At 47.9% G+C, this 26,839-nt stretch carries 23 protein-coding genes; 8 read left to right on the top strand and 15 right to left on the bottom strand.

The window, feature by feature from the left end; translation table 11 throughout:
- Window positions 1–2: 2 nt before the first annotated feature.
- Window positions 3–560 carry an alkyl hydroperoxide reductase subunit C gene (gene ahpC / locus R8O11_RS03410; protein ID WP_005395542.1) on the bottom strand — a complete coding sequence of 186 codons (558 nt, stop codon included), beginning with the start codon at window positions 558–560 and terminating at the stop codon, window positions 3–5.
- Window positions 561–865: 305 nt separating this feature from the next.
- Window positions 866–1,324 (bottom strand): MarR family winged helix-turn-helix transcriptional regulator, encoded by a 459-nt coding sequence (locus tag R8O11_RS03405; protein ID WP_020195556.1) that lies wholly within the window; start codon window positions 1,322–1,324, stop codon window positions 866–868.
- 137 nt (window positions 1,325–1,461) lie between these two features.
- On the opposite strand from R8O11_RS03405, the gene R8O11_RS03400 reads away from it, so the two are divergent.
- The 3 genes from R8O11_RS03400 to R8O11_RS03390 all read left to right on the top strand — a co-directional run bounded on the left by R8O11_RS03400 (window position 1,462) and on the right by R8O11_RS03390 (window position 2,740).
- The gene (locus R8O11_RS03400; protein ID WP_005374640.1) at window positions 1,462–1,884 is read left to right on the top strand and encodes an organic hydroperoxide resistance protein; all 423 of its coding nucleotides are present in this window, start codon (window positions 1,462–1,464) and stop codon (window positions 1,882–1,884) included.
- 264 nt (window positions 1,885–2,148) lie between these two features.
- Window positions 2,149–2,391, top strand: a complete 243-nt coding sequence (locus tag R8O11_RS03395; RefSeq protein WP_005383516.1) for a type II toxin-antitoxin system Phd/YefM family antitoxin — start codon at window positions 2,149–2,151, stop codon at window positions 2,389–2,391.
- A 13-nt stretch (window positions 2,392–2,404) separates the two neighbouring features.
- Complete coding sequence (locus R8O11_RS03390) at window positions 2,405–2,740, top strand: type II toxin-antitoxin system RelE/ParE family toxin (protein ID WP_020195558.1); 336 nt, start codon at window positions 2,405–2,407, stop codon at window positions 2,738–2,740.
- Between the two features lie 53 nt (window positions 2,741–2,793).
- On the opposite strand, the gene R8O11_RS03385 is transcribed toward R8O11_RS03390, so the two are convergent.
- Complete coding sequence (locus R8O11_RS03385) at window positions 2,794–3,891, bottom strand: YdcF family protein (RefSeq protein WP_318193918.1); 1,098 nt, start codon at window positions 3,889–3,891, stop codon at window positions 2,794–2,796.
- 298 nt (window positions 3,892–4,189) lie between these two features.
- Window positions 4,190–5,089: an AraC family transcriptional regulator gene (locus R8O11_RS03380; RefSeq protein WP_020195560.1), complete on the bottom strand. Its 900-nt coding sequence runs from the start codon at window positions 5,087–5,089 to the stop codon at window positions 4,190–4,192.
- A gap of 184 nt (window positions 5,090–5,273) precedes the next feature.
- On the opposite strand from R8O11_RS03380, the gene R8O11_RS03375 reads away from it, so the two are divergent.
- Both R8O11_RS03375 and R8O11_RS03370 read left to right on the top strand, forming a co-directional pair.
- Complete coding sequence (locus tag R8O11_RS03375; RefSeq protein WP_318193917.1) at window positions 5,274–6,134, top strand: helix-turn-helix transcriptional regulator; 861 nt, start codon at window positions 5,274–5,276, stop codon at window positions 6,132–6,134.
- A gap of 91 nt (window positions 6,135–6,225) precedes the next feature.
- Entirely contained in the window at window positions 6,226–6,813 is a 588-nt protein-coding gene (locus tag R8O11_RS03370) for a GNAT family N-acetyltransferase (protein WP_172563952.1), read from the top strand.
- A gap of 110 nt (window positions 6,814–6,923) precedes the next feature.
- Here R8O11_RS03370 and R8O11_RS03365 read toward each other — a convergent pair whose 3' ends face one another.
- The 6 genes from R8O11_RS03365 to R8O11_RS03340 all read right to left on the bottom strand — a co-directional run bounded on the left by R8O11_RS03365 (window position 6,924) and on the right by R8O11_RS03340 (window position 14,194).
- Window positions 6,924–7,190, bottom strand: coding sequence for a DUF2999 family protein (locus tag R8O11_RS03365; protein WP_004746427.1), 267 nt, complete (start codon window positions 7,188–7,190; stop codon window positions 6,924–6,926).
- A gap of 103 nt (window positions 7,191–7,293) precedes the next feature.
- On the bottom strand, window positions 7,294–8,418 hold the full coding sequence (locus R8O11_RS03360) for a lipocalin-like domain-containing protein (RefSeq protein ID WP_033906621.1): 1,125 nt from the start codon (window positions 8,416–8,418) through the stop codon (window positions 7,294–7,296).
- The gene (locus tag R8O11_RS03355) at window positions 8,418–10,928 is read right to left on the bottom strand and encodes an ABC transporter permease (protein ID WP_033906622.1); all 2,511 of its coding nucleotides are present in this window, start codon (window positions 10,926–10,928) and stop codon (window positions 8,418–8,420) included. Before R8O11_RS03355 ends, R8O11_RS03360 begins: the two co-directional genes overlap by 1 nt.
- Entirely contained in the window at window positions 10,915–11,625 is a 711-nt protein-coding gene (locus tag R8O11_RS03350) for an ABC transporter ATP-binding protein (RefSeq protein ID WP_318193916.1), read from the bottom strand. The genes R8O11_RS03355 and R8O11_RS03350 overlap by 14 nt, the downstream gene beginning before the upstream one ends.
- A 226-nt stretch (window positions 11,626–11,851) precedes the next feature.
- Window positions 11,852–12,097, bottom strand: a complete 246-nt coding sequence (locus tag R8O11_RS03345) for a DUF3297 family protein (protein WP_025768686.1) — start codon at window positions 12,095–12,097, stop codon at window positions 11,852–11,854.
- A gap of 105 nt (window positions 12,098–12,202) precedes the next feature.
- Window positions 12,203–14,194 carry a U32 family peptidase gene (locus tag R8O11_RS03340; protein ID WP_318193915.1) on the bottom strand — a complete coding sequence of 664 codons (1,992 nt, stop codon included), beginning with the start codon at window positions 14,192–14,194 and terminating at the stop codon, window positions 12,203–12,205.
- 227 nt (window positions 14,195–14,421) lie between these two features.
- On the opposite strand from R8O11_RS03340, the gene R8O11_RS03335 reads away from it, so the two are divergent.
- Entirely contained in the window at window positions 14,422–14,868 is a 447-nt protein-coding gene (locus R8O11_RS03335; RefSeq protein WP_318193914.1) for a DUF302 domain-containing protein, read from the top strand.
- Between the two features lie 82 nt (window positions 14,869–14,950).
- Here the strand turns inward: R8O11_RS03335 and R8O11_RS03330 are convergent, their stop codons facing one another.
- From R8O11_RS03330 to R8O11_RS03310, 5 genes are read right to left on the bottom strand one after another with little or no spacing between them, the layout of a single operon-like run.
- Entirely contained in the window at window positions 14,951–16,153 is a 1,203-nt protein-coding gene (locus R8O11_RS03330) for a type III PLP-dependent enzyme (RefSeq protein WP_318193913.1), read from the bottom strand.
- Window positions 16,146–17,975: an IucA/IucC family protein gene (locus tag R8O11_RS03325; RefSeq protein WP_054578600.1), complete on the bottom strand. Its 1,830-nt coding sequence runs from the start codon at window positions 17,973–17,975 to the stop codon at window positions 16,146–16,148. Before R8O11_RS03325 ends, R8O11_RS03330 begins: the two co-directional genes overlap by 8 nt.
- On the bottom strand, window positions 17,947–19,152 hold the full coding sequence (locus R8O11_RS03320; protein ID WP_005374702.1) for an MFS transporter: 1,206 nt from the start codon (window positions 19,150–19,152) through the stop codon (window positions 17,947–17,949). The genes R8O11_RS03325 and R8O11_RS03320 overlap by 29 nt, the downstream gene beginning before the upstream one ends.
- 6 nt (window positions 19,153–19,158) lie before the next feature.
- Window positions 19,159–20,991: a siderophore biosynthesis protein PsvB gene (locus R8O11_RS03315; protein ID WP_005383472.1), complete on the bottom strand. Its 1,833-nt coding sequence runs from the start codon at window positions 20,989–20,991 to the stop codon at window positions 19,159–19,161.
- Window positions 20,988–22,199 carry an ATP-grasp domain-containing protein gene (locus R8O11_RS03310; RefSeq protein ID WP_005383468.1) on the bottom strand — a complete coding sequence of 404 codons (1,212 nt, stop codon included), beginning with the start codon at window positions 22,197–22,199 and terminating at the stop codon, window positions 20,988–20,990. Before R8O11_RS03310 ends, R8O11_RS03315 begins: the two co-directional genes overlap by 4 nt.
- A 251-nt stretch (window positions 22,200–22,450) precedes the next feature.
- Between R8O11_RS03310 and R8O11_RS03305 the strand changes: the two genes are divergently transcribed.
- The gene (locus tag R8O11_RS03305) at window positions 22,451–24,487 is read left to right on the top strand and encodes a TonB-dependent receptor (RefSeq protein ID WP_213901539.1); all 2,037 of its coding nucleotides are present in this window, start codon (window positions 22,451–22,453) and stop codon (window positions 24,485–24,487) included.
- A gap of 120 nt (window positions 24,488–24,607) precedes the next feature.
- A complete protein-coding gene (gene pvuA, locus R8O11_RS03300; RefSeq protein WP_017634503.1) occupies window positions 24,608–26,746 on the top strand; it encodes a TonB-dependent siderophore vibrioferrin receptor PvuA in 2,139 nt (712 codons plus the stop codon).
- Window positions 26,747–26,839: the final 93 nt, after the last annotated feature.

Genomic DNA, 26,839 nt, shown 5'->3' with positions numbered 1-26,839 from the left:
GCTTAGATTTTGCCTACTAGGTCTAGAGAAGGAGCTAGCGTCTCTTCGCCTTCTTTCCATTTTGCTGGGCAAACTTCGCCTGGGTGTGCTGCTACGTACTGAGCTGCTTTCACTTTGCGTAGTAGGTCTTCTGCGTCACGACCGATACCTTCAGCAGTGATTTCCATTGCTTGGATAGTACCTTCTGGGTCGATTAGGAACGTTGCACGGTCTGCAAGGCCTTGACCTTCACGCATCACACCGAAGTTGTTTGTGATGTTGCCTGTTTGGTCGCCAAGCATGTAGTACTGGATCTTGCCGATTGTTTCTGAGCTATCGTGCCAAGCTTTGTGAGTGAAGTGTGTGTCTGTTGATACTGAGTACACTTCAACGCCGCGTTTTTGTAGCTCTTCGTAGTGGTCTGCTAGGTCACCTAGTTCTGTCGGACATACGAATGTGAAGTCTGCTGGGTAGAAGAAGAATACAGCCCATTTGCCTAGAACATCTTGTTCTGTTACTTCAACGAATTCGCCGTTTTTGTATGCTGTAGCTGCAAATGGTTTGATCTTTGTATTAATCATTTTTTACTTTCCTCAGAATGTTTTAGGGTGAGCAGTTCTTGCTTTCGGAAAGTATATTCGCATCGGATTGTGTTTAAGGAAAATTGCTTGTAACTATCCTATTGATAGCCATTTCCTATTTCACTTGATAGGGAAATCCGATGTAAGTGAGTTTGCTTTGATAGGTTTTATTGAAGATGAAGGCAGATTAGCAATAGAGAATACCGATGATGACCTTAAGTGGATCGTCTGGCTAAGATCGAAAGAGCCTGCATCTCGGCAGGCTCTTTCTAATAGGAAGTGGGGAAGCGGATGCTTCTATTTTGTTAGCTCAGATTGTCGAGCACTTTGCCACACAACTTCTTCAGCATGATCATTTCATCTAGCTCTAAGGTGATTTTACACATCATGGCGTTTGGCACTGACTTGGCTTGTTCTTTGAGGACACGACCTTGTTCTGTTAGGTTTAGTACGCGAACGCGTTCATCGGTTTCACTTCGGCCGCGTTCCACATAGCCTTTTGCTTCTAAGCGTTTAAGCAGAGGTGTGAGTGTGCCTGAGTCCAAATGCAGTTGTGACCCCAATTCTTTCACGCTGGCACCGTCTTTCTCCCACAGCACCATCATCACTAAGTACTGCGAATAAGTCAGACCAAGCTCATCCAACAACGGGCGGTACGCTCGGATCACTGCATTTGCTGCGCTGTAGAGCGGGAAGCAAACTTGGTTTTCGAGTAAGAGTTTATCGTCGTTGGTCATGGTGTTGTCGGTGTAACACTGGCTCATTGGCGTTGCCTACCTGCTCATAGAGAAAGAGAGTCATAAAATAAATTGTGCACAATATAGTTGCGAACGATCTTTACTTCGATATAAGATTGCAAGCAATTAAATTGTGCACAACTTAAATTAAGAAGGACACTCGCATGACTACTCTATACAAAACTCAAGCTACTGCTTTGGCTGGTCGTAATGGTCAAGTAAAAACAGATGACGGTCTTCTCGATCTAGAGCTGTCATACCCGAAGGAAATGGGTGGCACAGGCGCAGCAACTAACCCAGAACAGCTTTTTGCAGCGGGCTATTCAGCGTGTTTTTCTAACGCGATTCTTCACGTAGCGCGTGAAGGTAAAGTAAACCTGAAAAGCGCACCCGTAACCGCGGAAGTAGGCATCGGTCCTAACGATAACGGTGGCTTTGCACTAACAGTGAGCCTAGCGGTAGAGCTAGACATGCCACAAGAACAAGCGCTAGAGCTAACGCGCATTGCACACCAAGTTTGCCCATATTCAAACGCAGTTCGTGGCAACATTGATGTGGCAGTAACGGTAAACGGCGAAGCAATTTAAGCGGTTCTTATCACTGCACAAAGACAAGAAAGCCTGCAAATACGCAGGCTTTTTCTATATTTGAAGTAGAAGTCTAAATTTAAACTTAATTTGGTTTGTTCGAAATGCACAGGTATAGTTGGCAAGATTAGGTCAAAATCTAAACGAAAAATAGAATGTGATTAGCACTTTCTATTGATTCAAATATTTCGGTCAAACCTGCAGTATAGCTCGGCTGGGTTCGCTTGTTGTTACACCAGCGAGGTTGCCGATAGGAGTCATGTGATGAGCACTGAAACGGTAAGTTATTTAAAAAAGAATGCTGCGAAGCTTGAACTGGATGAACCAATGACGATTACGCAAAATGGTAAGCCTATTTATGTCGTTGAGTCTTATGAAGAACGTCAGAAGCGTGATGAAGCCATTGCTTTAATGAAGTTTGTTAGCTTTGCTCAAAATGATGTTGCGAATGAACGTGTAAAGTCATCAGAAGATATGAAGAGCACGTTAGCAGCACTCAAAGATTGAGTTTGATACGAGCATGGAAGCAAAAGTTCTCTATACACAAACCTTTGAAAATACGGCTATTCAGAGTATTAACTATTTATCGAACTGGAGCGCTCGCAACGATGTGATTGATAGATTAATTGCGGTTCAGCAGAGGTTTGAACACAACGTTTTGAATAACCCGTCTATCTATCCCCCTTGTTATGAACTGACAACAATCGGTGTTTACGACATCCGGCAATTTAGCTTTGATGGATTCAAGCTGCTTTACCGAATTGGTGACAAAAATACTATCTATGCTCTAGTGATTCTGAGTGATAAACAAAACCTACAAAACGCATTGATTGACCATTGCATCATGTTCAAATGATTCTATGAGAGACCGCATTAACGCGGTCTCTTTTGCTTTCTGGCTCTAGTGTATTAACGCGACTCTAGCGGGTAGGAGCGGTAGCTCCACATACCGTAGGTACGCAGTGCATCGCGGTAGATACCAAGCAATTCGCCATCGCTGGCTTTGGCTAAGTCTTTCAGTGGCTTGTCTGGGTAGCTCACAGTGTCGAAAGTGATGCCTTGTGGGCCGGTTTGCCAGCTTGCGATTTCAAACAATGTTTGTCCACGGCGTACATGGCTCGCTGAGCTTATGATGGTCGCGTGTTTGATGTTATGACGCGCCAACGCGTAGCTGCTGAATAGGGCGTTACCTACCGTGCTGGTGGCGTAGTTTTCTTCAATGATGCGATCTTTGCTGATGCCTTTTTCAATCAGCCAATCCGCCATTAACTTGCCTTCGGTTTTGTGGTTCTTCGGTACGCCGCCCGTCAACACGATCAACGCGTCTGGGTTTGCCTTCGCCATGGCTAACGTGGTTTCCAAACGCTCAACCAAGATCTGGTGCATAGAACCATCTGGGTTCAGAGCGTATCCCAATGTGACGATTGCGCCTTTGTCATCCAATTTGCCTTTGTCGGCTTTCTCTTTTAGTGGCGTAGCGAGTACGCGGTCTACGGTGTCGAAGATGCGTTGGATGTCTGCCGCTTTACCTGCATTGAGCTTAGTGAGCGTAGCCATGTGTTTCGCTGATTCCGTTTGGTTGCCCTCAAAGCGCTGCCATACCGCTAAGTAAGCGTGCAAATCCACATCGTCCGGTGCGACCGAAAGAGCTTGTTCAAACAGTTCAATCGCGCGGTCTGCATTCTTGTTGTAGATCTGCGCGTTTGCCGCAGAAATCAGTAGGTCAGTGCGGTACGGCTCAAGTTTGTACGCTTCTAATAAGCGGTCGGTAACAATTTCCATGTTGCTCGGCATTTTGGCGGTAAAACCCGCATGCGAGATACGCGCAGGAGATTTGAATGCTTGTACCGCGTCATTAAGCAGTTGGTCGACAACCTGACGTTTGGTGACGATCTGTGAGTAGTCGGCGGAAGATTGGATAGCAGCATCGTTAGCCGCGATAGAGTATGGGGCAGCAGTCAGCGCAATCACGCTACCAAGAGCAATGGCAAGTAAGTTCTTCTTCATGGAATGTCCTAGAGGTGCTGTAGTACCTAGTTTTTATTGTGCCTAGCGTTGTAGGTCGAACGGGGTCGATAGAATTTTTTCAGTCTAGGTTCGCTTCATGAATAATCTGTGAAATGAATCCCAACTCAGCCGAGCGAATGAATGCGCGTGGCCAAAACGCGAAGTAGGATCACGAAAATACTGAGGTATTCGTTCGTGTTCTAAGTAATTGGATTAAAAGATAAACAGCGTTTGGAAGAACGAATTTAAGCAACCAGAGTAAGAAATGAAAAAGCCTGCAACGATGCAGGCTTTTGGTTTATTTGATGGCAGTGCAGAAGCTAACGTCTGCATGGTGCGTTTGTGGGTCGAAGCTGTGGTAAAGCTCAAAGCAAGGACGGTCGTCGTTCTCAATACCGGATTCAATCACTTTGCTCATGACATCATCCCACGCTTTTGAGTATTGGCTTGGGTCAGTAATGTGCTGGCGCATCACCGCATATTGACCGCCGGGGAAGTCTTGCAGCTCAATGCCTTTCGGAACTTCCGTGTCTTCTGGCACCATGAGACAGATGTCAGTACGACACTTCTCGTCTGGCGTGATTTCTGGGTTGTCGTGGTAGATGAAGATGCAGGTATTGCCTGCCAAACCTTTCATTCCTGCCCATTGATACAAGCGACCTGATGGCTCTTCATAGCCTTGGCCGTAAGGGCCGTTTACGCGAATGTAAGCCAGTTTTGCTTTTTCAAAGTTTTGCGTTTCCATTGTCGTGCTCCATTTGGTGAGTTCAGAGCCAGTATATGAATCGCTTGGTGTCACTTCGTTTCCATTCTTGCGCAACGTGTGTCCAATCTTGCTGTTTCGTGCTAATTCAGAAAATTGCTGATAGTTTTCGCAGTCACGAAAGGCCGTAGGTGTAACGCCATAATGTTGTTTGAAGGCTTTGGCTAAGCTCTGTGAGCTAGAAAATCCGTACTCTAGGGCAATGTTTAATACCGGTTGCTTGGATTTGAATAAGTCATCGGCGGCGGCTTCTAAACGTAAACGTCGAATGAAATCAGCCAATGTCTCGCCTTGCACGGCTTTGAAGGTACGATGAAAGTGATAAGGGGAAAGGTTCGCCAGCGCGGCCACTTCTGGCAAGTTGAGTGGTTCATTAAAGTGTTGTTCTAAATAACGAATCACAGGAACCAGTCGTTGGTGGTAGTCGACGCGCATCGGGGGATTTCCTTGTTCTGTTCAGCTTGTATTCTCTGCTCAAAGCCTACCGCAATCCAACAAGCTTGCAAGGGAGCTGGGTGAGAAATGCGTGGCGAGATGCGCGCCAATCAGTCACACTCAACGAGCAAGTGTTTAAGTAAAAACGTTGCGCCCATTATCTTTACTAACCGCTAGGACAATCATGATCGCTTGGAAACAGTCTCTGCCAGAGTACGAATGGTTCATTCATCAAGTGTGGTACTTGGAAGTGCCAGAGGGTGAAGTCATTGACCCCAAGCCGCACCTTATCCCAAACCCGCGTGCTCATTTACTCTTTACGCCACCAGAGCAAGGCTACAGCTACGACACGGGAGACACAAAGCTTGCTGGCAAAGGCTGCCATTTATTAACGGCTAACGAGCATTTGCTGTTGTTGGAAGATACGGCACCCATAAAGCGTATCGGTATCACCTTTCGTCCAGAGGGTTTATATGCCATTGAGTCACGGTTTAGTGATGTATCCCAAGTAGCTGCAATTAACCAATGCGAATGGTTTGATTGGCTCAGCGCGGCGTTTGATGAGCGCTTTCAACAGGGCCTATGGCTGCTAGAGTTGCAAGATTCACCGCAATGTTTGCTGAACTACATCAAACAACATCTAGATGCGTTAGATATCGAACCTTGCCGTACCAAACCGTTTTTGGCATCGAAAAAAGCGGTGTCCGTGATGGACGCTCAAGCGCTACGTTCACCTGAGTTAGCGATGGATATTGATGAGATAGCCAAACAGTGCGCCTGTTCTCGCAGAACGCTTGAGCGCAGTTTCAAGCAAGTGGTGGGGCTGAGCGTTAAGCAGTATCAACAAATGGCACGTCTGGAGCAGATGATTTTGACCCTCTACAAACAAGAAGCGATTGATTGGGCGGGTTTCTCACAACAATTTGGTTTCAGTGACCAATCGCATTTGATTCGTACCCTCAAACAGCAGCTAAGAAAAACGCCAAGCAAATACTTGAAAAAGCGCGACTTAACCATCGATATCTATGGCGATTTTGAGTCGTAATACATTGCTAATCAGCCCGAAAGTTGTCGCAAAAATCCAATTTTTCTCTTATCCGCTGGGCTACTATTTTCAGCAGATAACGAGGTAACACATGTCATATCAAAAACTAAAACAAGGCGAAGCCATCCCATTTAACGAATCGTTGACTATCCAACTGATTCAAGGCTCTGATCTACAAGATATTATCGAGATGTTGAACGACGATAAGGTCAATCAATATCTGTTCTTCGCACCTGCTGACAACAACCTATATGAAGGCTTCTTTGACCCTATTATTGAAAATACGGCACAAGCGAGCAAAGACGGTGTTTGGCCAGATAGCCCAACGTTCGTGATTCGTGACCAGCAAGGTCAGTACATGGGAATGTGTGCAGTGACCGCAGTGATGTTCTTAACTGGCAACTACGAAGTGGGTTATCAATTACCTACTTACGCATGGGGCAAAGGCGTTGCAACCCGTGCTTGCCAAATGATGACCGCGATTGGCTTTACTGAGCTAAACGCCCATAAAGTCAGTGCGGATTGCTACGCTTCTAATGCTGGCTCTTACAAGACGTTAGAGAAAAATGGTTTTACTCAGGAAGGCCGTCAGAAAGACTACTACAAACTAACGCAAGGCTTTGACGACAAGCTCTATTACGGCATAACCGCAGAACAATTCGCGTCTTTAAATCGCTAATAATTAGCCGACAAAAAGTAGCTAACAACAAAGTAGCCAACAAAAAAGGCCGTTAACCCACATGCTCGGGTTAACGGCCTTTTCTATATTCAGCGCTAAATGGCTAACACTTAGTTGCCTTGGTTTTGGCTTTGAAGCTTCTCTTTTGCTTCTTCAACCTTTGAGAAATCCAATCCCAACTCGTCTACGGCTTCTTTAATTAGCGCAGGGTTTTGCATCACTTGCGCCATCAGCATTTGTAGCTTGTCTTGTGGCAAACCTAGTTGGCTGATTGTTGCCATTGCCGCTAGAGGGTTTTGCGTCAGAGTCTGAAAAATCTCGTTGATTTGTTCGTCGCTGATATTGTTCTCTTTCAGCAAGGCGATAATTGGGTTCATCATATTTCCTTTCAATCATTCATTGGATGACACTGAGGTGCAGTGTATCACTCGGTTACCTGTGTTTGTACTAGCTGAATAATTGGGGTAATCACTCAACTTTTCAATACCCCGTTAGTTCCATATAACCTGTCCCAGAATGAGAGCCCTTAATGCGCACAGGGCCTTCCCAATAAGGCACTGAAAGCGGCATTTTCGCGTTCGGGTTGAGTGCAGAAACGGTTAGCTCGATTTGCTGCTTAGGAATCGACACTTGCCACTGGGTTGGATACTTTCGCCCTTGGATTTCTGTTTGCTTAGTCGCCTCTAGCTGAATGTCTTTCTGTGGGATAGCAATGCCAGAAGCATCTTGCTGCATCAGCCTTGCGCTGGAGTAACTGGCTTGTCCGGTTTTGGAATCTCGCAATTGGAACACCACCAAGCTGGTGTCGTCACTCAACCTTAGGGCAAACCAGTCCCAGCCTTGTTGTGAGTCGAGTAAGAGTTGCGAGCTCCACTCTCGGTCTATCCAGCCTTTGCCCGACACTTGATGGGTTTTGCTGTCGATCGTGACTTCACCGGAGACATCAATAAACGGTTGGCTGTAGTAATACGAAGCCACCTGACCATCGGCGCTTTTGGTGCTGTACCCTTGCTCTCCTTGTTTTTGATACGGTGCGCTGCTGGTAAGAGTGAGCGAATAGCCAAACTGTTCGGAGTTTGCATTCAATGTGGCAGGGAAGAGATCGGTGGTTGAAGAAGTCCACTGCCAATCATCGAGATAAACCCGAAATGGTGAAGTGTCGACGCCAGCGAGAGAGGCTTGATCGCGCGACCATTTTTCATCGGCGTAGTGTTTGTCTGCGGTCGTCACTGCGCTGTGCGCCATGTAGATTTGTTGAGCTTGCCATTCGGTTTTCTTCACGTCATCTTCGCCCGTTGGCGGCGCAGCAGCAAAGCGAAACTGTGTCCACTGGACGCCAAGTGGAGTGCCATCTTCATCAATTAAGTTAGCGGTTAAGTACCACCATTCATGACGAAAGTTTGGGTGTGCTTGATGGTCTGCAGGGAAGGTGAGTTCAATCCCTTTTTCTACGGGTGTGAATAAGTTGCTCTCGCTTTGTGTATCTCCACTGCCCAGCAACGTGCCCATATTTTGCGTGCCCATATTTTTTTGTTGGGCATCTTCACAACCGAATAGGAATAAGCTGCTTATGAGTAGAGTAAGCTTGCTTGCCAATCGAACCATCACAACACCTCGCTTTGCAAACTGGATACGACAGGCTTACTGACCAATCGCCACAGCGGAATCAAGGTTGCGATCACTGCCACCAAGATGGTGATTGCCGCAATGCTCAGCGCATCACTCCAATTCCACAGATAATTTAAGCTCCAACCAAAAGCGCGCAAGGTGACAATATCTGTCAGCACATATCCCACCATGGCTCCTAAAGGTAGGGCAATAACCAGCGTAAAACTGACTAAAGCGACGATCTGTCCGACCACCATGGTCATTAATTTACGACGGCTGACGCCAAGTGCATACAGCCTTGCAATAGCGGCTTTACGCGCGTCGAGTAACATGAAACAAGCACTGAACAAGCCAATCACCGCGACCATTAAAGTCACACCGTTGAGTGCGCGGGTAATGGCGAAGGTCTGCGAGAAAATATCCAACGCGATGGATTTGATTTGCGCCTGATCGTAGAGCTGATTTGGGTGCAGATTCAATTGCTCGCGCAGTTGCTCGTAGACGATTTGTGGGTCACCCGAGACTTTAATACCAAGGCTTGTTGGCAGGTCGGTAAAGCCACTCTCTTGCCATAATTTGGGTGCTAATAAGACTTCACCGTTGGGTGAGCCGTAATCGTGGAATACCGCACCCACAAGCAGGTTCTTATCTGGAACAGCATCAAGCGTGAGCTCGCTACCCAGTGATAAACCCAGTTTGACCGCAGTAGGTTCACTGATCGCGACTAACTTACCTTGATAAAAGCGTGACCAGAAGTTTTCCAAGTGCGATTTGAATACCATGGTTTGTTCTAAGGTGTCTTTGTCTTTGGTGCCAAGCAAAATCGGTAAGCCTTGCAGGTTATCGTCGACGTAGTATTGCTTGTAGACGGTCTCAACCTTATCGAACTGCCCTAATGCGCGCTCTACATCAGCGATTTCTCCTTGCGCAGGGCTGACGTAAATATCGGCGTGCAGCCTTTGTTCTAACCACTGTTTAAGGGTGGATTCAAAGCTGCCCACTAAGGTGTTCATCCCCATATTGGCAGTAACGGCGAGTAGCAGTGCCATCATGGCGAGAGAAAGCGGAGAAATCAGCTCGCGCAGCTCAGCAAACAGATACTGCATCAAACCGGAACTGGTGCGTTTTTCACACCAATTGGCTAATACGCTGATTGTTTTGGGTAGATACAAAGGAATCGACACCACAAGCACGCCGAGCCACGCCATGGTAAATCGGTGGTGCTCACTCAGCCATAAACCCGCAAGCGCAAGAATCGTTAACGCAGCACCTATCAAAAACAATTGGTTTTCGTTAGAGGCTTCAGGTGCTTGATAAAATCCGCCATGAGAGGAAAGCGGTTGGCGCACTCGCTGTTTAAAGTGCTGCCAACATGCCAATAGGGTGGCGGCTAACGTGAGCAGCAATGCTTGCGCCCACCATTGCCACTGCCAAGTGCCGGGCAGCAGTGTTGCGCCGTAAAGTTGTTCTAAAGTCAGTGCTACGGTCGGGTGCAGCCAATGGCTGAGCTGTATGCCCAACACAAAACCGAGGGAAGCGCCGATGGTAACGAGAAGAGTGAGCTCAACTAACAGCGCAGAGAACACAATGCTCGGCGCAACACCCGCTTGTTGAATTTGCACTAACAGCCGATTGCGTTTCAGCAAGCTGTACTTTACGCCGTTGTAAGCGATGAACAGCCCGACTAAAAACGCGAGTAAGCTCATTGCGGTGAGGTTGAGGTGAAAGCTGTCGGTCAGCGAACCAAGGTCTGTACTTTGGTTATTGGAAATCCATTGCCCTTGATCGCTAATCAGCTTCTGCCAATTTGCCTGCGTGTCTTTATCCCCTTTATCACCCGAATGGAAAACTGCAATGTAACTGAGCTGCCCTTGTTTATTGAGCAGTTGCTGGGCAAAGCCAATGTCCATCAACATTCGGCTACCTAACTGCCATTCGTCTGGTAGCACCACCACTTGGGTTGGAATGTCATCCAGAGTTAGGGTTTCTACTTCCCCTAAGTTTTGATGTTGAGATTGGCTCATCATCACGATCGGCTTACCGGCCAAAAGCTCAGGTAAAGGTAAAGCACTGTCGAACAAAGACACGTTTTGTTGGTTTTCTGACGAATAGCGCGAACGTGAGGAAATTGCGGCAATCAACTCACTACCTTGCACTGACCAGCGACGCCCTTGTTCGTCTCTCACTCGCCCTTCGATTACAGGTAGTGCTGCACTGAGCCCGTTTTGTCTAAGGGTGAAATAAAGAGACTCGGGCAGATAGTTTTGCCCTGCTGGTGGAATAATTAAGTTCTGAGCTTGTGCGCTAAGCTGCTCGGTAGATTCCGCATAACTTCGTTTGGCATTGAGGTTGATGGCTTGCACCGCAACGAATAAGGTCACAGCCAACACGATACCGATCAGAATCGCGGCGGCTTGCAGTGGCGCCTGCCGATAGTGCGCTGCAAACAGATTCAGGGCGAGTCGAGTATGAGTGAATCTGTTGTTTGATGGCTTAGTTTGCTTCATGGTGAAGCTCATGTTTGTTTACTTGATGGCTGTTCTGTAGCTGACTGTTATCCAATCGCAGCCGTGCTTTCATAAATTCAGCGCATTCATGGCTGTGGGTCACCAAGAGCACGGCAGTATTGCCTTGGGTGGTGATTTCACTGAGTAGTTTCATCACTTCCAAGCCTGCTTGTTGGTCGAGGTTACCTGTGGGTTCATCGGCGAGTAGAAGCTTAGGTTTGTGTGCCAATGCGCGCGCAATCGCGACTCGTTGTTGTTGACCTCCGGAAAGGGCAGAAACATGCCTGTCGAGAAGTTGGCTGATACCTAGAGTCTCGACCAAATAATCGCACCAGTCGTTCCATTTCTGTTGATTCAAATGCAGAGGGAAGGCGATGTTTTGCTGCACGTTGAGCGGCGTTAATAGATTGAATTGCTGGAAGATAACACCGAGTTTTTGATGTCGAAATCGGCTCCATTGTGGGTCTTTCCAAGCCGCCGTGTTATCGCCATCTAACCACAACTCACCATCGGAAAGCGGCTCAAAGCCAGCGATGACATTGAGCAAAGTACTTTTGCCGCTGCCACTTGCGCCCGTCAGCGCAACACTCGCTCCTGTGTTCAACGTGAAGTCGACGCCTTCCAACACGCGATGTGTCTCTTTGCCATCGACAAAGCTTTTGCTGGCGTGTTTGAGTGTGACAAGTGGGCTTTCCATTTCCTCTCCCTGTATTCAAAAGGTGTCGTTTCTTTTGGCAATGCTTATTGCTGTTCGTTCTTTAGAAACTTTAGACAACAATCAGATAAAAACAGCGATTTACATCGATTTCTTAATAACTTGTACTGAAAATAAGAGGGAAGAGATTAAATGAGGAAGGGATATGACAGGCATTAAAAAAGCCCGAGTCAAACTCGAGCTTTCAAAGATATTCAGCGTGGTCAGCTTACACGTAGTACGCTTCAACTTCGCCTTTAAGTTTGATTAGCATTGGGTTACCGAAACGGTCTTTTGCTTTAGGAGAAGCAATTTTCACCCAACCTTCGCTCACGCAGTATTCTTCTACGTCTGTGCGCTCTTGGCCGTTGATACGAATACCGATTTGGTGCTCGAAGCATTCTTTGATGAAGAATGGGCTACGTGGGTTACCCGCTAGGCGATCTGGTAGAGCTGGTTTAGCTGTGTCTGTCATTTTGTGTGACCTAAATTCCGTAAAAAGTGCGCTATTGTAGTCAGTGCACTGTATGTGTTCAAGATATGTTGAGAGTGGATGCGTTGTTTAACTTTCAAGTACCGCCTATAACCCCTTTAAATACTGCGCGTTGGCTGTTGGTTGAATCATGGCATTCAGCGTTTGGACGGCTTGTTCACTGTGATCTTCAAGTAGAGCTAAGAACGCGTCAATCAACTCAGGTTTGCTTGCTGAGACTTTTGTTTCGGTCTGGATATCACACAGATCGATCAACACATCGGTAAACAATTGCGGCAGATCGTGCAGCACTTGCAGGTTTAAGATGTTGTGCTCGCTGTAGATTGAATTGTGGCTGCCTTTTTGTTTTTGCACCAAGTAAGGATTGTCTTTTAAGTTGATGATAGACGTGCGTTTGTCACAGCGTTTCAAACAACTTTTGTTGACCTTCACCTTACGGCATCCTTCGGTTTGTTGAAACAAACATTGGCGGCTCGTGAGTAGAGTGTTCGGGTGATAAATGCTGTAGAAGCTGCGCATGTTTTTCGGACGCTTTATGTGACGCACCTGCTTCATATTCAGCTCGTTAGAAACAAACGCGCCACTTGCCGCGAACTCGTCTTGAAGGCATTTAAACGCGTATGAGTTCACCGTGTTCAGTTGTGGGCCTGCCACCCAGCCTAAGCCGAGCTCTTTTGCGATCATGCCGACACCTGAGTTGTTGGTGATCAACAACTCAGGTTGGATGGTTTCCAAAAATACGCGCGCGGCGTGGTAGTCTTCGCCAATCAAAATGGCTGGGAACCAAGGTTTGAGCATTGGGTTGGCTTGGAACAATTCAATCATCGCGCTCAGTTCACCAGACAATCCCATTGGCAATTGATAGTAAACATCAACGTCGTGGTATTCGCACAGCATGGCTTCTTGTGCTGACGAGATCAGAACCGATAATTTTGGCGCACCTTGGCGAGGTTCTGGTTGAGGTAACGTTGGCAGAGTTGGCACATCAATCGACCCTTTCAAGCTGCTGCCGGATACTTGTGTTGAAGTGACATCGAACGACTTAGTTTGCTCTGCCACTTTCTCAATGATCGCGGTTTTGTCATCGTAGAGTTTCTTTTTCACCGCTTGTACATCATCAGCAGACTGGCATTGGTAAACCTTCGAAAAATGCTTTACAGCATGGTCGCGCGGGTTGTCGATGTACATCGCCTTGCCGAAATCACCTTGCAAAAATGCGTTGGAGAAATCACGGTTGAACACCGTGTATAACTCTGTGGTGTCTTCAGAGAGTTCCAAACCCTCGCACAAGCGATCGATTTGCTGGCGCCAATTGTCGACCACGGTATAGACGTAGTGCGATTTCTTGATTCGCCCTTCCACTTTTAATGAATACACGCCAGCATCGGCAAGCGCTTCCAAGTCCCCAAAGGCGGAGTTGTCTTTCATATTGAGTGGGTAGTTGTTGCCTGTTTTGGTCGTTTCGTACTGTTCGCGACAAGGTTGGCTACAGCGTCCACGGTTACCTGATGCGCCATTGCGAGCGGAACTGATGTAGCAAATTCCGGAGAATCCGATGCAGTATGAGCCGTGGACAAACACTTCCATCATTACGTTGTGCTCGCGACCAAATTGCGCCAGATGTTTTATCTCACTGATGTTAAGTTCGCGAGATAAGTTTACTCGGCTTGCGGTGAGCTGGTTGAGAAAGAGGATTTGGCCTTCGTTATGCGTGTTCAGTTGCGTTGAAGCGTGCACATCCAAATCGGGAAAGTGATGTTTGAGAATGTAGGCCAGACCGAGATCTTGTACGATCACGCCATCGATTTTGGTGGTGTTCAGTTGGCTGAGCAAGCGAACAATCGCTGGAATTTCACTTTCTAAAATCAGCACATTCAACGTTAGGAAAATCTTACAGCTGTGCTGATGGGCCAACGTTAACACGCCATTTAAGTTATCTAAGGTGAGGTTGGTCGCTCGGTTACGAGCATTGAAGCGGTCGAGCCCACAGTAAATTGCATCGGCGCCAGCGGCAATGGCGGCTTTGATGGAATCTAAATCACCACCGGGTGCTAATAACTCAAATTGATCGCGTGTCACTACTTTTCTCTTTCTTACTAAAATAGGCTGCAAATGTTACGTATTTCACGCTTTTGATGCTCGGCTAGTTAATGCTTTATTAATCTGAATCAATTTATCCGTGTTACACGGTCGACTCTTGAGTGGGTAGAGTGCAATTCGCGATAGCGGAATCTGACTTCTATAGTTTTCCTACACTTGGTTTTTCTATATCTAGTTTTCGACTCAGAGAGAGGAAGGGACGACAAATGAAAAAAGTAATCATCGGGTTGGTCGTGGCGTTGACGTCATTGAGTGCGTTGGCTGGTGAGGGCGTGGTAACCGTTGCGAGCACACATTCAGCAAAAGATACGGCGGATAAATTTGTCGCTATCGCGCAAGAAAAAGGGTTGAACGTCTTTGCGCGCATTAACCATCAAGAGAATGCCACGAAAGTCGATATGACGTTGCGACCAACTGAAGTTATCGTGTTTGGAAACCCTAAAGTGGGCACACCACTGATGATCTGTGCGCAGGAGGTGGCGCTCGATTTACCCCAAAAAGTGTTGGTGTATGAAGATACTGAAGGCAAAACGTGGTTAGCTTACAACGATCCGATGTATTTAAAGCAGCGCCATCATATTGAAGGCTGTGACGAGGTATTGAACAAAATCAGCGGCGTGCTGGGCAATTTAACCCACGCGGCGGCGAAGTAGGGTGCAGTATTAGGGCTGCTTGTTATGTTGAAGAATAAAAAAGCCCCAATGATTGGGGCTTGAATGAAGCGAAGTATGCCGTTTAAAAATAGTGGAAGATCGGCGGTTCATGCATCAAGAAGTTTTGATGGGAGATGTTCCACGCATAGGCGCCTGCTAAGGTAAACACAACATAATCACCAATATCGACATGGGCGACGTGTTGATTGCGTGCCAGCACATCTTTGGGCGTACAAAGCTGGCCGACAAAGGTCGCTTGTGCATGCTGAATTGGGTGAGAAATCTCATGGTGTTGCTCGCTTTTCAGGATGACGAATGGATGGTCATGACTCTGCGCTGCTGGCGTGCGGAAGTGGTGAGTTCCCCCGCGTGCGATGACAAAGTTTTCGCCAAGATTTTGCTTAATATCCAGTACTTCCATCACGTAATAACCGCATGCCGCCGTGATGAAACGTCCGCATTCAAAACGCAGTGTCCAGTCTTGCGCTTGCTCTTTGGCGATGAGGAATTCCAACTTGTCGCAAAACTCCATCCACGGAAAGTGTTGCTCAGGGTTTTGGTAGTTAATGCCCATGCCGCCGCCCAAGTTGATCATTAGCTCACCGAGTTCGAACTCCTGCTGCCACGCCTTCACGACTTGGAAATAGCGCTGCATTAACGCTAAGTGGCGTTCAACATCAAGCTGATGCGACATCAAGTGAAAATGGAAGCCTTTGAGTGACACTTGCGGGAAATCGCGCAGCAACATCAAAGCATTGCTCAGTTCGGACTCGTCCAAGCCAAACGGAGTCGGCTTGCCGCCCATTGCCAACTTGCTGAGCGTGATGTCGCCAATATCGATGTTCATACGCAAAAAGATCGAAGCAGGGCGGTTGAGGCGCTCGGTTAGCGCACCAATGCGTTGCAGCTCAGTGAGGCTTTCGACGTGAATCGCATCGACATCAAGTTCAATCGCTTGTTGCAATTCACTTGGCATTTTTCCTGGGCCACCGAAGATCAATGGTTTATCGAGTTGTTGCTGGTGGAGGTGTGCCAACTCCCCGCCAGATGCCGCTTCAAAACCATCGACATACGGCGCGAGCGTTTTGAGAATCGGGCCCGATGGATTGGCTTTAGCTGCGTAAAATAGCTCGACATTTTTCGGCAAAACGTGACGCAGTTGTTTGATGTGTTCTTCTAAGGCGCTTAGGTCATACACGTACGCGCACAAGGGTTGACTTTGCTGCCGTGCGAGCGTGTGAACTTGTTGGCAAATGTGTGTCGGTAGAGAGAGTGAATTAGACATGTTGCGATCCTTTTTCGTGTTGCTGCCAAGGCGCGGCGACTTGGGTATAGCCCGACTCCTTATCGGCTTTTTGCATCAAACGCGTGGTGAAATTATTTTTGCTTGGGAAGTGACCGCCATTTAGCAACGTTTCTAGTTCCGGTTGTTTTCCATTCACTGATTGCCAATGCACAATGGCACTTTGCACCGCATTCCACAGCGTTTGCTCTAGTGGCTCATCACCTTCTGCGATGAAGAAAATCGCTTCGCTGATGTTGTTGATAAAGGTGCAGTATCCGATGCGATTCCAGCCTTGTTCGCGACTGTAGTAAACCGATTGTCGTGCGCGTTCAGACAAGTCAGTTAATGTTTCTGCTGGCCAGAACTCCGGCAGTAATTTAGTGCCTTCCAAATCACGAATCCAAACACAACACGGCATCTCTTGCTCAAAGCCAATCAGGGTGTTTTGCAAATGCGGCTCAAACGCCACCCCGTGTTTGAAGTAGTAATTAAATACGCCCGGGATCAGGCAATGCAAATAGCGTTCAAACCACAGTGTCGCGATGTCGGAATAGCGATTTTGCGTAGTACGCGCTTTGTTTTTAAGGCGTTGAGCAATGCGACTGTTGCCGTTATTATCGTAAGCAAACAGAGCGCCAGCGAGGGTTGGTTTCAAGATGTCGACTTCGCTCAGCGAGAAATTTTCGCGATACAAAATCCCAAACGATTCGCGTGCTTTGGTGTTGTCGTCCCAGTTGTGCTCAGCGACACTTTCTAGATTCAACGTGGTGGCGTAAGGCTCTGTCATCACTTTAAATACGGGGTTGTGCAGCTGTTCGTTTTCTCTAATTGGTTTGAGAATCGACGTGAGTTGCACGGCGCTGTCGAGTTCGTACCACGCGTTTTTGCGCACGCAATTGGTTAATCGTACGTTGATGGAGAATTTCGCAAACCAGTCCATGTCAGGGTGGTAGAGGGTACGAACTGAAGAGGTCGGCTGCATCTTTTCACCACCTAAACCCAGTGGCGTGATCTTGCCTTGTTCAATGGCGCGCTTCACGCTTGGGTTACTCAAAATGGTGTAGCTTTCCCAAGGATGACAAGGGTAGAGGGTCTTCCCATTGCTGGTGGCGTGTTGTGGCGCGAGCCGTTGTAGCATGCGCTGCGCAGGGTTAGCTTCTCCGTCGGAACTCAGCACATCAAGTAAGGACGTATCCACTTCAAACCAGTACAACGGGACTTGCGCGCCGACTTCTGGAGAAAACGCCAAGAGATCATCCATGGTGACGCCCGAACGACTTTTCGGGGTCGGATGGAAAGTATGCCCCCAAATCAGAGATTGTTCCGAAGCGATAAATTCGTTGTGATGCGATTTGGGCGCGACGTTGAGAAACTGCTCGGTAACCAGCACGCTATTTTCTAGTTGTTCGATCAGCTCATGGTTAAACGGGATCGCCAATACCTGCTTGAGATAGTTAAGCAAAAGCGTAAGAGTTTGCGTGGCATCCAATTTCGCCCAACCAGATCCCGGCATTTTCGCCCAAGGCAGTTCTGCCAATTTGATTTTGCCCAGTTTGCTCGCGTAGTGAATCGGCAAAACCAGCACGCCATTTTGTTGAGAAAGATGAACGGCTATCCGCTGTTTAGCGGGATAGTTGCGTTTTAACGTTTGGGGTAGCGATGTCGATTGGTAGTGCCATTCCACTTGTTGATTCGGTAGCGCAAATTCACGTAAGTAACAATTAAGAACACCCATTATCGTGTTGAGTTGGGCTTTCTCACGGTTGAGCTGCACCTCATGTGCGCGCAACTCGCTAGTCTGAGAGGATTGAGTTTGTAACATGTTGATTTCCAAATTTTGAGTGGAGAACCAGCGCGATCAAGGTGATTACGCTGACTATCGCAGAAAGTAGGAAAGGAACCTCAAGTAGCCCCAAGCTAGAAATGAAAGAAGCGCAAAATCCCGCTGCCACGCCACCCCATTTGGACATGGCATCAAAGCGAGAAAATACTTTGCCACTGAGTTTGCGATCCAGATTGCTCGCAAGATGCTGATGCAATCCGTGATAACAACACACCATCGCGATGCCGAAGATAATTCTCGCAGCAATGAGTGCGGTTTCGGACGCAATCAAATGCAAGGCAGAGCTCACGGCAAGCAATGCAAACCCAAGCCACAACGTGCGCAGCGGTTGATGGCGATTCAACCCATCTGACAACACGTGAATTTTTCCTGCCAGCAACAGATAGACGCCATGCGGCAGTGCGTACAAAAAACCGATCCATGCGTGGTTAGTGATGCCATATTGCTGCACAAACGGCGAGAAGTAAGGAAAGGTCACCACCATAGAAAACGCAAACCCGAATTGAGCAAAGAAGATCCAACGAATGGCATGCATTGCGTTTTTCTGTGCAACCGGTTTTTCTTGCTGAGGTTCTGAGTTTGGCTTTTCGAGGTTTTGGTCGGCGGGTTTATCCGCTGGCAGTGTTAGCGTGATGCCCATAGCAATTAAAGGCAAAACGCATAACCACAGGTACGCGTTGAGCGGGTTGGTCTCTGACAAGCTCCAGCCGAGCCCAATGGGCGCAACGATCAGCGCCAAGCGAGCAGATAGTTGGGTTTTATTGAGTGACTTGCCGAGTGTTTTGGCTTCTTTAATTTGACTAGATAAGTAGCTGTTCGAGGCGGCCATGGTGCCGCCAAAGGTTCCTTGAACAATAAGACCAAACACAAACATGGCGAGGTTGTCTGCCAAGCCGCACAGCGCAAACCCTGCTGCAAGGCCAAGTTGCGCACGCAAGAGTGAGAGGCGGCGACCGTAGCGATCGGCAAAGTTGCCCCAAAATCGCGCCGCCAACGCAGTACAAAACGTAGGTAGGATAAACAATACCCCTGCCCAGTCCGCATCAATGCTTGCGCCTAACGTTGGCAACACGACGGGTAGAAATAGCGGCATACCTAACGCGGCAAACGCAGCGATAAAGTGGCACAACAACACACTGTAGATGAGTTTGGTCATAATCGTTTAACGTACGCTTTTTTTGATGGCTTCTAAGTAGGCGCGTTGCGCTTCTTCGTTAGAAAGCAGCAAGAAGTTCGGAGCCGACAAACCATAGAACTTATTGATGTCACTCGCGCCGGAGGCTTCTTTCGAGAGCAAACTGCCAGAGCTCAACAAGTACTTGGCGTACAAATCAGGCGCCTCTTGCAGTAACTCGCGTGCCAGTTTTGTCTCTAACCCTTCGCCTTCCAATCGGTTGAGTTGCTCTGCAATGCTTTTGGCCACGATGGCGTAAAGCGATGCTGAAGAGGCAATGCCCTTCGCTGCCATAGATTCTACAATCGCTGCGATATCCAGTTGCAGTGTGATGGTGGTAAACATCTGACCGAGCGCCAATTCATTGTCGACTTTGATGCGTTGGTCGAGCAGTTCATCGCAATCCACTGGAAGTAGTTTTGCGCCGTGTTTTTGGGCTGCATGCTCTGTTGCAAAGTGGAAGCGCTCTGGCCAAATTCGCGCCGCGTCGTTGTCTTTCATCGCGAGCGTCATTTTGCCCTGTTGATCAAATGCAATGATGGCGTTTTGCTGGTTGGACTCCAATGCGATGCCATAACGAAGCCACAAGGTGAGGTGCACTTGGAATAATAGATCGACGTAATCTTGGAACCACGCCAGCGTATCTTGTTGATAGTAATGTTCTGCCAAATGTTCTAAGAACAAGCGGTCGTCAGGCATTGGGCTTGCTAGTGCTGCAACCGGAACTAACGCTTTGTCTTCGCAATGAGTAAGTGGGTACTCACGTACGATGTACGCGAAGGTTTTATCCTCGCCGATGTGTCCACCGTGTTTTTCGTTGCAATGGAACAAGCGACTGTTTAAATCGGCGTCCGTTTGTTCAAGGTGGCTGAGTAGGCGTTCAAACCAGTGGCCGTCATACAGTGTTGAAGGCTTGATTAAGCGAATATTTTTCGTGCCTAGCGATCGCATGATCAGCGGAACCTTGATGTGAATGTGCGGTGCCTCGTTGACGACCACAGTACGAACGGAAAGCGTCGGCGTCACGTCTAGATACGTTAAAGGCGCTTCTATCACACCTTCGGGTAAGGCTTCTAAAGATCGCAGGGTGAGCGGATGTGCAGGGAACAGAACGTGGCTCAGTGCAAAATCAGCAGGAAGCCCCACTTGCTCCATGGTTGGCCAGCAATCAGGTTGTCCGCTGGTTAATGTTACCAGTGATTTTTCAATCGCAATCCAATGCAGAGCAAAGCTTTGTGCGAACTCGGGCGCGTACTTAGCAAGGTCTTCATCGCTCAGGCCAAACTTCGCCCGCGCAGTTGGATAGTACGGATGGTCAAGGTAAGAAGCGATCTGGTCGGCTAGCAGCAGTTTTTGATGCCAAGAACCAAGCTCGGATATTGGTTGAGAAATGTGGTCTGCATGATGATGAAACGCTTGGTCACACAGCGCTTTGTGTTTCTCTGCACATTCCAGTTCTTGAAGGTATCCCGCCAGCAACTCGTGAGAGCTCTCGTGCGCCAGTGTCGTTAGTAGCGCAATCCACTCTTTGTAATGCTGTTGATGCTCGACTTGGCCATTTTTCTCCACCCACCAACCTGGTGGTGTTTCGTCATTGGCGTGACCGTAGCGCCAGTGCTGCATGTAATACGTTGGCGCAACAGGTAAATACAACGTGAAATCAGAGTTGGCAAATATCAGCCAGACTTGCTCGTCTTGAGGAACAATTACCCCTTTTGGCGCGTCTCTACTGAACTTGGCCTTCGACAAAATGCCAAACATGTCTTCGCGCAAGCAAGTGTCGATCAATCGTTGCGTTAGATACAAAGCGTTGTCATTCATGCTGCCACCTCACGAGTCGGAGCTAGATCGAAATTGCTAAGCGCGTTCTGCAGCGCTTGGTCGAGATTTCGCCCTGATGGTGAGACAATCGAAATTCGGGCGAGATAATCCTTATTGGAATAACTCTGTTGGAAGTGTTCTCCAGCGGTTTTTAGTACCTGTTGCTGGGTGATGATATCGTCATCGTGTTGGATGAACGACGTCGAACCTCCGTCAATAACACCACTGTGTTCCGCAACTACGTAGTGCACGTGCGCTGACCCATGAATTTGGTAATCGCCGTCCAATCTTCGACCCAGATGCAGACCCAAAATCGTGCTAAACCAACCGAAGGGAGCGAGATTGTTGAGCAAGAATTCGCGGCCATCTCCAATACTGCGGTAGTTAATTTCCACCAGAACCGGGCCATTTTCCGTAATAATAAATTCGCTGTGGCAAACTCCAAAACCAACGCCGAACGCTTTCAGTTGAGCCAAGCAAGCTTCTCGGTGAGCAATGCCGTTTGGTCCGTTCCAGTCTGCGGCGGTTTCGATAAAGTAAGGCGGCTCAGAGAGCGACACATCAAAACCGCCCACGGCGATAAGTTGGTTACCGTCTCCTAAAGTTTCGAGCGTAACCAACGGTCCTTGAAGAAACTGCTCCACCAGAATGGCGGCGTTTGGGTGCTTTTGCCAAAACGCCTCGCAGTAAGCATCGAGCTCGCTTTGGGAGTCACAGCGCTGTACATCTAAACTTGCCACGCCTTCTTTGGGTTTTGCTACGACAGGGAAGGCCATGCCTAATGCCACATTCGAATGGCGATGCAGCAAACAGCTTTGTGTGTTGGGTAAGGATTTTTCATTTAACACTTGTCGAGTTAAGTGTTTGTTTTTGGCCTTTAACGTGACAGACCAATCTTTGGATGGGAGGCCAAAAAATTGCGCGCAGATGGCGGTGGAAGTTTGTAAGTGATCACTATTGCTGAAAATAGCGTCTGGCTTTAATTCATGCTCCGTGATGGTTTCGATGAGTTCTAATGGGTTGAAGACATCACATTCTAGAATGGTATCCGGATTAAAGTGACTATCATGACTCGCCAACTCTAAATGGCTGAGCTTATGGTCGGTGATAAGAACGACGTGAAGGTCCATCGCTTTAGCTGCAGGCACAAAGCCGTGAGTGACTGCATCGTTAACGACATGACTTACGATAATCATCGTAGATTTCATGAGCTTTCCTAATTTTCTAACATTTTCTTCTAACGTTGATAAAGTCGCTCACGGTCGTCTTCCAATGTGCCTCTCTCGAGACGGAGGGCAGAAGTTTTAGTATTTATTGTTATGATATTTGGTTTTTTTTTGTTGTTAGTTGTGTTTTTAGGGTAAATAAATATAGAGCATAAAATTAATATTGCAAATAGAAATAATATTTGTTCTTATTTCCATCCGTTGGCTTTATAACAACTAAACGGAATTATGGAATGAATAAATTATTGACCCTGACCCCCTTGGCGGTCGCGATTGGTTCTTCACTAGTAGCACCAAGCGCAGTGGCTTCAGAAGAGACGAACTCAACCTCATCAGCAACTGAAACGATTCAAGTCTTCGGTCATCAGTACGAAGGTTATGCTGAACACATGCCTCAATCAGGCACCAAAACCGATGTGGAATGGCTTGATGTGCCACAAGCGGTATCTGTAGTAACGAAAACAGAAATGCAAGACCGAGGCGCGGTGCGTTTAGTGGATGCGCTAGATGGGGTAGCCGGGGTCAATAACACCTTGGGCGAAGGCAGCCGTGACCAGTTCATGATTCGCGGTTTTGATTCACTCAACGATATGTATCGTGATGGCTTGCGAGATGACGGTACGTTGCAGTCTTACCGCAGCTTAGCGAACGTTGAACGCGTTGAAATTGTGAAAGGCCCTGCGGGCGCATTGTATGGCCGTGGCTCGGCTGGGGGCATCATCAACTTGGTGACGAAACGCGCTAACGGTGAGAATTTTACTCACGTAAACGGTAGTGTAGGCAGCAACAACCAATATGTTGGTCAGGTCGACAGCTCAATGGCGTTTACCGATAAGGTCAACGGACGTATTAACTTGGAATATCGTCAAGCCGACTCGTACGTTGATCATGTTGATTCAAACGATTTCTTCATTGCACCGACCATTCGTGTGTTACCGGCGGAAGGTCACACCATTGATATTGACGTGGAATACGCCCATCAAGAACTAGTGCCATATCGTGGTGTGCCATCAAAAAATGGCAAGCCAGTTGATTTGCCAGTAAGCACTTACTTTGGCGGCACAAACGACTATCAGGAGTCAGACAGTCTCCGTATTGCGGTGGATTACGAATGGCGTCTGAATGATCAATGGGTATGGAACAACCGAGCGGCATTCAACCATATCGAACTTGAGCAAAAAGGCACGCGTCAGGGCAAAGTGACGGGTAATGAAGTGTCTCAAACCGTCAACAACTTTGGTTACGATCCACGTACTACGACCACTTTACAATCTGAGTTGGTTTGGGAAACCAGGGACAATCAATTGATGGTGGGTGCAGATTTCAACCAGATCGATATCGACCTAACGTTGGCAAGTGACAAAACGCTTCCTGCGCAAAACATCTACGACCCAGTCGTTGGTCCAACGCCTGATCCGGGCTTTAAGCCATTTCGTGACAATACCACCACCACGACAGGTTTGTATGTGCAAGACGTCTATACGTGGGGCGATCTTTCTTTGATCGGTAACGTGCGTTACGACTCGATGGAACTCGAACAACGAAAAGCGGGCTCAGATAAGGAAAAATTGGATGATGACAAAGTCAGCTACCGTGCTGGTTTGGTATACCGCATCAACTCCGACACATCCGTATACGCCAGTTTAGCGCGCTCTTGGCAGTTACCGTACGCTGGTATCTACATCAATCCAAAATTGGCGGAATTCTTCCACACCGACTTAAAAGAGGTGGGTGCGAAAGCGTACCTTTTGGATAACGCATTAATGTTGAATGCGGCACTGTTCCAGATTGATCAAGAGCAACCACAAACTAACGTGGACGGCGATGTGATCGATAAAATTGAAGTGCGTCACCAAGGCATTGAATTAGAGGCTCGCGGCCAAATCACCAAACAGTGGGACATCTCTGTTGGTTACAGCTACTTAGATGCGGAAGACAAAGCCACAGGCAAAAAGCCTAACGATGTATCAGACCACTTGTTCTCTCTTTGGAGCACTTACCAATTGGATGACAACTGGCGTTTAGGCGGTGGTGTGAAGTACGTGGGCGACCGTTACGCAGGTAACGACGAAGCCGTCGCACTTGGCGATTACACAACGGTGGATTTGATGGCGGCGTACACCACTGGTCGTCACAAAATCCAAGCGAACGCTTACAACATTTTGGATGAGAAATACATTCTTGGCGCAACAAACGGCACGTCTGGCTTAAACCAGATTGGCTACGGCGCACCAGCCGAGTTCATGCTCAGCTACGGATATCAGTTCTAGGCTTTTTGTGCGTAGTTAGCGCCTGTTAGCCGATTTTTTCCTCATATTGAGGATGTTTAGCCCCGAGAGCCTACGGGATGTATTCTGCCCGAGGCTCAATTTCTCGCAAAGGAGATCTTAATGTCTTACCAGAATTTGGATGGTAAAGTGCGTGTACGTGCTGGTTTGTCTACCACTTACAGTGTGCTTGCGATTGCAATCGCTTCTGCCACATCCATGAGCGCGGTTGCCGCTCCTGCTAAAAAAGAACAAACTACCGCGATGGAAACCGTCGTTGTCACTGGTAGCGTGATTGGTAAATCTGAAATTGAAGACGTCAAAGAGTACCCAGGTGCTCGTACCGTCATTACCCGCGATCAAATCGAGAAAACCGCCGCAGGCTCGATTGATAACGCGCTACAGCGCGTGCCGGGTATTAAAGTTCAGGATGAAAGCGGAACGGGCGTATTGCCTAACATTTCCGTACGTGGTTTGAAAGCAAGCCGTAGCGGTCATGCTCAGTTCTTGATGGATGGTGTACCGCTAACACTTGCGCCATATGGTCACACTGGTCAGTCTATCTTCCCAGCAACACTGTCGATGCTTGATCGTATTGACATTGTACGCGGTGGTGCCGCAGTACAGTACGGCCCAAACAACGTCGGTGGTGTGATCAACTTAGTGACCAAACCGATTCCACACACGTGGCAAACTGAAATCAGTAACCGCCTTACCGTGTTTGATGGCGGTGATGCGCCGTTGAATGATTTTTACCTACGCACGGGCGGCTGGTTAAGCGACACATTTGCACTGCAGTTGGAAGGTAACTTCCTAAAAGGTGAAAGCTTCCGTGAACATTCCGATACGGACGTGAAGAACTTTCAAGCGAAAGCACAGTGGCTATTGAGTGACACTCAAGAGATTCAAGCATTCCTGCAACGTTACGATGCTGAAACGCAAATGCCTGGTGCACTTTCGCCACAAGATTACGAGCAAGATCGTCACCAATCGAAACGTCCTTACGATGATTATGAAGGTAAGTCGACACGCTGGAGTGTTAAGTACATCCACGATTTGCCATTTGCCGACAGTGCTGAGCTAGAAGTGCTAACGTTTGGCCATAAGTCAGAGCGTCTTTTCAAGTGGGGCTTTAACAGCGCGGGTGGCCATTGGGCGGATCCGGCTCTGCCAGCGACGGACGTTCGTACCTCTCCACGTGAATTTACCGTGTATGGTATAGAGCCAAAAATGGCGATGTACTTTGGCGAAGGTAAATCCGTTACTCAAAACTGGATCGTGGGTACCCGTTATGTTAACGAAGACATTGACTACAAACTCACTCAGACTCCAATCGCTGGTGGTGCAACCAGCGTTCCGCGTGATTGGCATTTAGATACGGACGCGTTTGCTGGATACGTTAGCAACGAAATTGGTTTGTTCAATGATACATTGAAGGTAACGCCTGGGTTGCGTGTTGAGTCGGTTCGAATGACGTTTACCGATCGTGGTAAAAAACAAACAGCAGACAACACCGTGACGGAATGGTTGCCAGGTTTGACGGTGGCATACAACTTAACTGATCAGTGGGTGACGTATGCGAACGCGCAAAAATCACTTCGTGCGCCACAAATTGCCTACATCCGAGGCTTGGGTGAAGAAGGGAGCGAACTGGCTTGGAACTACGAAGTCGGCGCGCGTTACACCCAAGATGCGACCAGTTTTAACGCTGCACTTTATCGCATCGATTTTGAAGACCAACTGCAATGGCAAAGCTCAACGCAGACCTTCGATAACATCGGAAAAACACTTCACCAAGGTTTAGAACTTTCTGCTCGTTACGTGCCTGAAGTTCTACCTGCTCTGAGCTTGGGCGCAAGTTACAACTACCTCGATGCCACGCTTGAAGAAGAGGGTGCGAATAAAGGTAACCAGCTGCCTTACACCTCTAAACATCAACTTGGTTGGGATGCGACCTACGCGTTTTACGGCATGGACACCACGCTATCGGGCTTCTACTTCAGTGATTCGTATACCGATAACGCCAACACCAGTGCCGAAGACGCAACAGGTGCAACGGGCAAAGTGCCGTCTTACATGGTGTGGAACTTCAACTTAGGTACGGATTTATACAAAGACGACAAAGGCAAGTTACGCATGAATGTTGCAGTAAACAACTTGTTTGACGAGGAGTATTACTTCCGTGGGATTGATACCAGCCCAGTTGGTCGGTACCCAGCTCCGGGACGCTCTTACACACTGGATCTGAACTATCAGTTTTAAGCGTTTCGTTCACCGAGTTTGAAAAGAAAAGTCGCCAATTTACCTTGGCGACTTTGCCGATCTTAGGTACTGGAAAACACTTAGCACTGGAAA

The organism is Vibrio sp. 1288, assembly GCF_033344475.1.
The sequence above is the reverse complement of the archived record's forward strand: the minus strand, read 5'-3'. Positions and strand labels throughout refer to the sequence as shown.